This window comes from Brevundimonas sp., from assembly GCF_044239655.1.
Lineage (GTDB): Bacteria > Pseudomonadota > Alphaproteobacteria > Caulobacterales > Caulobacteraceae > Brevundimonas.
The window spans coordinates 1-3,161 of record NZ_JBIIAY010000229.1 but is presented as its reverse complement, the minus strand read 5'-3'; the positions used below and the strand labels follow the sequence as shown (position 1 = coordinate 3,161).

The following is a 3,161-nucleotide window of genomic DNA, read 5'->3' as shown; positions in this document are numbered from 1 at the left end:
GATGTGGAGACCTAAATCTACAATCGATCCTAACAGAAAGAATAAGAAAGTAAAGTACGGCACACCATCTAAAGACCCATTTGCTCTCCAGAAGCATTTTGACACGGTTTACAACTACGTTGAGCTCCACTGCGACAAAATATACTTTACAGAACTTATAGAGGATCTGATAGCCTATAAACACGTCAAAAGAACAAAGTATGATGATACCGTAGCATTTGGTATGAGTTTATTAGCAGGGACCGAAAATGTCAAAGTTGAAAGTAAAGAGAATAAATTAGTCTTTATGAAATTTGCTCAACCTATTAAGTTAAGTCAATAAAAAACAAACTGTAAAATTAACTAACTTTGTAACTGAATTTACACTAAGATTAAATGGCGCAAGATACTATCTATGGATTTCCTAGTCCATTAAAACCCGATAAAGATAAAAACTCGGCAGAGTACGGATTAAAAGTTATGAGAACTGCCTACTACCAATGGGTAAATGGGTATGGTGGCTTTAGTCAGAAACAAAGACAAACGAGATTTGATTATAATAAAGCGTACGCTACAGGAGTGCAGCCAATGCAGGAGTTCCTTGATTATTTGGATATCAATGGTCAGCAGCCGTATTCAAATTTAGACTTTACTCCGTTACCTGTAGCGATTCCTATTATCCAGCGTATCAAAGATCGATTCAATCAACGTATTGAAAAGATTAGATGTAGTGCTGTGGACCCTGTAAGTGTTACTAGAAAGGCAAAAGAAAAAGCTAATGCCGAATTTAGAATGAAATACAAGGGTGATATAGAGCAGATCCAGCAAGAAACTGGATTGCAACTTGAAGATCCAAAATCATTTACTCCAGAAGACAATGAGGAATTAGATGTATTCTTTGGATTTACATATAAGGAGCGTGAAGAGGTAATGATGGAGCAGGGTATCGATTTAGTTTTATACCAAAACGATTGGACTGAAACTAAAGATGCTATCTTAGATGACTTAATTACATTCGGTTTTTCTGGAACTAAATCATTTATTGATAAGAACGGTAAGATACGTATTCGTAAAATAAACCCATACAACTTAATATTGTCATATAGTGAACGCCCCGACATGAAGGACCTTGAATGGACCGGTGAGGTTGTTTATATGCCAATTACTGAAGTAAGACAACAATATCCTGGAAAAGTATCTGAAGAGGAATTATTCAACCTAGCAAAAAATAACGTAGGTAAATTTAATAATCCAGCTTCATTTACATTTACTTGGAATTTTCAATATGCAAATGCTCTATCAAGACCTTATGATTCATTCAGGGTTCCTGTATTGCAAATGTCATATAGAACTTTGTATAACATCACCTACGAAAAGAATCAGGATAGATTTGGCAAAACCATTCTAGATAGAACTGAAAAAATGAAGGATGGTAAAGAATATGTAAAATCTAAACCGTTCTATGTTATTTACGATGGTGCATGGATTTGTGATACTAATCACTTATTACATTGGGCAGTATCTGAAAACATGGTTAGACCAAATGACAATCTACAGGATTGTTTGTCTCCATATACTGTTTATATGTACAACAATAATAGAATGACCAACAAGCCTCTTATAGAGACTATGATTCCTTCTATTAAACAAATGCAGTTAGCATACCTTAAAATACAAGGCATCGTTGCAAATGCTGCACCAGATGGATATAGCGTTGATATTGCAGGTATGGCTGACGTTGATTTAGGTAACGGTAAAGGAGCTCTACAGCCGTTAGAGCTAATTCGTATCTACAAGCAGACCGGTATTATATTCCACAAAGGTCGTGTAGATGATATGGAAGGAAGCAGTGGCTTACCTATCAACCCATTGAACGTACCATTTACATCTAAATTAGAATCGTTTATCAATCTATATAACTTCTACCTAAACAACTTAGAGAGAATGATTGGATCTAACTCATTAGATCAAGGTATGATTTCTAATCAAGCTGTAGGTGCCAAGGTATTAGAGTCTGCTCGCCAGATTGGAGAGAGCTCTATTAACTACATATACAACTCATACTTAAGCATCCTTGAAAGAACTGCTAAGTTAACTCAAATGAGATTATGGGATATCTTAGTATTCGGTAAAGAAGGATACGAAGGTTACAAATACGCTTTAGGTACCGATAGAGTAGAGTACATTAAGATGGAAGCTACAGATGAGTTTGAGAAAATAAACTTTGACGTTAAGATTGAAGCGGTAATTGATAACAACGAGAAAATGATGTTGGAGCAAAATATCCAGCAAGCATTAGCTCAACAAACAATTGAACTAGAAGACGCTATCCAAATTCGTTTATTAGACAACCCTAAGGCAGCTAACTACTATTTAGTATCAGCTCAGAAGAAACGTCGTAAAATGAGAATGGAAGAAGCTCAACAGAATAGCCAAATGCAAATGCAACAAGCTGTTCAGGCAGCGCAGGCTAAATCTCAAGGCGAGTTACAGCTAGAGCAAGCTAAAGCCCAGTTTAAGTTACAACAATACGAAGAAGAGTTGGAGAACGATAAAGAAAGAGAAACTCTTAAATACTTTAATATACTCCGCGTTAAGACTCTTGAGAAACTTCTTGAACAAGGTGTTCCTATCGAAGAGATGCCTCCATTCATATTTGATGGTATAGATGGTGTTGTTCAAACTCAAAAACAAATCATCATGGATGAGTTAACTGAGATGCAACAAAAAGCTATGGCTGAACAACAGCAACAAATGGAAATGGCTCAACAACAAGCTATGGAAATGGCTCAACAGCAACAAGGAGGTGGTGAGCAACCGCAAGAAGGTCAAGAAATGCAACAAGAAGACCAACAGATGCAGCAAGAAGGTCAAGAAATGGTCCAAGAGGCTGGAGAAGAAGGAGCTATTGAGGCTGAAGAACAACCAATGTAAAAACACATTGAATTAATAGTTAATTTTGTAAAACACAAAGAAGGAAGAAAATGGAAGAAAATGTAAACAAGGCATCATCTTGGGAGGATGTGTTGCTTGATAATTATAATCAGCCAGCACAGGAACCGCAAGATGAACAAACAGAACAGGAAACTGTATCTGAAAATACCGTAGATGCCAATGGCGATCCGGTAGAACAACAAACCACAGATGCTCCACAAATTGAAGAGCAACCTGTAGTACAACAA

3 protein-coding genes are annotated in these 3,161 nt (G+C 36.6%); all 3 read left to right on the top strand.

Annotated elements, in window-relative coordinates:
• Positions 1 to 322, top strand: a 322-nt coding sequence (locus ACILQR_RS16785; RefSeq protein ID WP_395652502.1) for a hypothetical protein, incomplete at its 5' end; no start/stop codon positions are given.
• Between the two features lie 53 nt (positions 323 to 375).
• Complete coding sequence (locus tag ACILQR_RS16780) at positions 376 to 2,913, top strand: hypothetical protein (RefSeq protein ID WP_395652501.1); 2,538 nt, start codon at positions 376 to 378, stop codon at positions 2,911 to 2,913.
• 50 nt (positions 2,914 to 2,963) lie between these two features.
• Positions 2,964 to 3,161, top strand: a 198-nt coding sequence (locus tag ACILQR_RS16775) for a hypothetical protein (RefSeq protein ID WP_395652500.1), incomplete at its 3' end; no start/stop codon positions are given.